Here is a 2,237-nt window from a genome sequence, read left to right as displayed (position 1 = left end):
GGCCCCGGGCGAGTGACGCCGCGCGCGTGACGGCGCGGCGATGCCCTACGAGCTCTATTACTGGCCGATGCTGCAGGGCCGCGGCGAGTTCGTGCGCCTCGCCCTGGAAGAGGCCGGCGCGGCCTACGTCGACGTCGCCCGCGAGGCGGAGACCGACGGTCTCGGCCTGCCGGCGCTGACGCGGATCCTGGAGGATCTCGACGAGCCGCGCCCGGCCTTCGCACCGCCCTTCCTGCGCGACGGCGACGTGGTCGTCGGGCAGACGGCGGCGATCCTGCTCTATCTCGGCCCGCGGCTCGGGTTGGTCGGAGCGGCCGAGGGCGAGCGGATCTGGACGCACCAGATCCAGCTCACCATCGCCGACATGGTGGCCGAGGCGCACGACACCCACCACCCGATCGCGGCCGGCCTCGCCTACGAGGACCAGACGACCGAAGCCGCGCGCCGCGCCGCGCATTTCCGCGCCGACCGCATCCCCGAGTTCTTGGCGTGGTTCGAGCACGTGCTCACCCGCAACGACGGCACCCACCTCGTCGGCGATCGCCTGAGCTACGCCGACCTGTCGCTGTTCCAGCTGATCGACGGGCTGCGCTACGCCTTCCCGAAAGCGATGGCGGCGCGGCTCCCCGACCATCCGCGCGTGGCCGCGCTGCACGCGACGGTCGCGGTGCGCCCGCGGATCGCGGCCTACCTCGCGAGCCCGCGCCGGATCCCGTTCAACGAGCAGGGCATCTTCCGCCGCTACGCCGCGCTCGACGGATGACGCCGGGGCGGCGGCCCTGAGCGATCTTGGGGCGCCGACGCGAGGACTGCGATCAGCTGGACGCGGTCGACCGCCCCGCCGTCACCGTGAGACGCAGGCCGGCTTCCTTCTGAACGGTGCCAAGGATCGAGAACAAGTTGCTGGCCGTCGGGTTTCCAGCGGCGCTGAGCATCCGCATCAAGCTCTTCGTCGAGGAGCCGGTTTCGGTGGCAAGGCGCTCGAACCCGATGGTCGCGTGGATGTAGTCGCGCAACACCGTCTTGCCGACGTCGATCTCGCCGGCAAGGAAGCTCTCGACCGCCTCCGTCAGCAGGGCCTCCCGAAAGGCCGGATCGCGCGCGGCACGCGCCTTCACGGTGTCCTTGAAACTGCGCGTAAGCGGCATCAGCGTCCTTGCTCCTTGCGTTGCTTGTAGGCGACCCAATTCTCGATCGCCCGATCGATGTCGGCTTGCTGACGGCGCTTCGTGCCGCCGCAGAGCAGAATGATCAATGTTTCGCCGTCTCTGCCGAAATACAATCGGTAGCCCGGACCGAAATCGAGCCGGTATTCCTGCACCCCCGAGCCGACGGATTTGACATGGGAGAGATTGCCCTTCTCGATCCGTGCCAGCGCGATCGTCACCTTGGCCGCAGCGAACGGATCGAGCCTGCCGAACCAGTCGGCGAACGGCGATCGATGGGAATCGTCGATGAATTCGAGGATCTTCACTCAGGATAGTACCATATAGGGCACCATACAAGGCGACATCGTTCCGCTCGTCAGCGTTGCCCGTCTCACGAGGCCGCCTTCTCCCCCCGCCCGCGATACGACAGCGCTTCGGCGAGGTGGAGGCGGCGAACCGTCGGCTCGCCGTCGAGGTCGGCGAGCGTGCGGGCGACGCGCAGCGTCCGGTGGAAGCCGCGGGCGGTCAGCCGCATGCTCTCGGCGGCGGTGCGGATCAGCGCGGCGCCGTCGGCATCCGGGGCGGCAACCCGCTCGATCAGGCTGGCCGGGGAGCTGAAGGAGGGGCGGCTGTCGGATCGGCGCCCGTTCCGGCAGCCGCACCATTCGGCCTCGATGGCGGCGCTCGTCGGCGGCGGGATCAACGCGCGGCCGGGCGAGGCCTCCCTGGCCCATGGCGGCGTGCTGTTCCTCGACGAGCTTCCCGAGTTCACGCCGCAGGTCCTCGATTCGCTGCGCCAGCCGATGGAGACCGGCGAGATCATGATCGCGCGCGCCAACCACCGCATCACCTACCCGGCCCGCTTCCAGCTGGTCGCCGCGATGAACCCGTGCCGGTGCAGGCAGGCGCTGGAGCCGGGCTATGCCTGCCGACGTGGCCCGAACGAACGTTGCATGGCGCAGTACGGCGCCCGCATCTCCGGGCCGTTGCTCGACCGGATCGACATGCGCATCGAGGTCGCGGCGGTGACCGCCGCCGACCTGATCCTGCCGCCGCCGGCCGAGGGCTCGCGCGAGGCCGCCTCGCGGG

Annotated in this window: 3 protein-coding genes and 2 pseudogenes; 2 read left to right on the top strand and 3 right to left on the bottom strand. The window is 70.0% G+C overall.

Annotation, left to right across the window (positions count from 1 at the left end; genetic code table 11):
• Positions 1-40 precede the first annotated feature (40 nt).
• Entirely contained in the window at positions 41-763 is a 723-nt protein-coding gene (locus FV223_RS25720) for a glutathione S-transferase (RefSeq protein ID WP_147729594.1), read from the top strand.
• Positions 764-815: 52 nt separating this feature from the next.
• Here FV223_RS25720 and FV223_RS25715 read toward each other — a convergent pair whose 3' ends face one another.
• From FV223_RS25715 to FV223_RS25705, 3 genes and pseudogenes are all read right to left on the bottom strand, one after another.
• The gene (locus FV223_RS25715; RefSeq protein ID WP_147729593.1) at positions 816-1,148 is read right to left on the bottom strand and encodes a transcriptional regulator; all 333 of its coding nucleotides are present in this window, start codon (positions 1,146-1,148) and stop codon (positions 816-818) included.
• Positions 1,148-1,474: a type II toxin-antitoxin system RelE/ParE family toxin gene (locus tag FV223_RS25710; RefSeq protein WP_147729592.1), complete on the bottom strand. Its 327-nt coding sequence runs from the start codon at positions 1,472-1,474 to the stop codon at positions 1,148-1,150. The genes FV223_RS25715 and FV223_RS25710 overlap by 1 nt, the downstream gene beginning before the upstream one ends.
• 65 nt (positions 1,475-1,539) lie before the next feature.
• Positions 1,540-1,758 (bottom strand): annotated as a pseudogene (locus tag FV223_RS25705) (ATP-binding protein); the annotation flags it as partial.
• Here FV223_RS25705 and FV223_RS25700 point away from each other — a divergent pair.
• Positions 1,751-2,237, top strand: a pseudogene (locus tag FV223_RS25700) (ATP-binding protein); the annotation flags it as partial. The pseudogenes FV223_RS25705 and FV223_RS25700 sit on opposite strands and share 8 nt — an antisense overlap.

The sequence above is a fragment of the Methylobacterium sp. WL116 genome (assembly GCF_008039455.1).
Lineage (GTDB): Bacteria > Pseudomonadota > Alphaproteobacteria > Rhizobiales > Beijerinckiaceae > Methylobacterium.
This window is presented reverse-complemented; position numbering and strand designations above follow the sequence as displayed.

Excerpts from the sequence above, each read along its gene's own strand:
- FV223_RS25715 (WP_147729593.1), bottom strand. The coding sequence starts at position 1,148 with ATGCCGCTTACGCGCAGTTTCAAGGACACCGTGAAGGCGCGTGCCGCG.
- FV223_RS25720 (WP_147729594.1), top strand. The coding sequence starts at position 41 with ATGCCCTACGAGCTCTATTACTGGCCGATGCTGCAGGGCCGCGGCGAG.